The sequence below is a fragment of the Paenibacillus sp. 01T422 genome, from assembly GCF_056398785.1.
Map to the genome: position 1 here is coordinate 1 of NZ_JBFTQB010001439.1, position 869 is coordinate 869.

Genomic DNA, 869 nt, shown 5'->3' on the forward strand with positions numbered 1-869 from the left:
ATGGTGGGCTGGCGGATACGGTCCATTAGCGGATGCCATCAAAAATAATATGGTGGGCTGGCGGATACGGTCCATTAGCGGATGCCATCAAAAATAATCCGAAGGCGAACTGGCAAGCTTATACGGCTCCTCTGGATGTAAATGGCGAATTCACGCCGCACATGGGGAACCCGTCGAATCAATACCTCGTTGTTCGTAAAGGCTACGAACATCCGGAAGCTGCTATTCAAATGGAAAACCTTTTGCTGCGTGATGAAGCCAAATTCGATGTGAAAGTAGCCATTGGCAACTATCCGCTGCGTATCGTTTTTGCACCGATGGATGAGATGGATGTTACGTACAAAATGATGAAAGAAGTACTTGCTGGCACGAAAAAACCGGAAGATTTGGATATCCCAGGCTACAAATTATTGAAAGCCGATGCGGAAAAAGTGAAAAAAGTGAAGCTAGAGCCTTATGACAAAAACGATATTCAGTACTGGGACCCGAATGCGGATCTAGGTACTTGGAAACGCATGTACTCTACTTTAGTTGGGATAGCACCGCTCCAGCAGCCATATAAGAAAACGTACAGCGTAACGTATTCCCAGACGAAAACGATGGAAAGCAGATGGGCTGCGCTGGATAAATTAGAGAAAGAAACTTTCCTCAAAATTATCATGGGTGCTGCACCGCTGGAATCCTTCGATAAGTTCGTTGACGATTGGAAAAAGCAAGGCGGAGACCAAATTATTACTGAAATCGATGCAAGCTTGAAATAGTCGCAAGATCAAATAAGGCGTCAGAGTATTCTGGCGCCTTTCCCTTAACAACAATGAATGGAAGTGATTGATAGGATGGTTACGAAGGGTTTTGCCAAACATTACTAT

1 protein-coding gene is annotated in these 869 nt (G+C 44.6%); it reads left to right on the forward strand.

Going from position 1 to position 869, the window contains the following annotated elements; genetic code table 11:
• The first annotated feature begins 32 nt into the window (after window positions 1-32).
• Window positions 33-761 carry a type 2 periplasmic-binding domain-containing protein gene (locus AC1DUA_RS39360; protein ID WP_477504845.1) on the forward strand — a complete coding sequence of 243 codons (729 nt, stop codon included), beginning with the start codon at window positions 33-35 and terminating at the stop codon, window positions 759-761.
• Window positions 762-869: the final 108 nt, after the last annotated feature.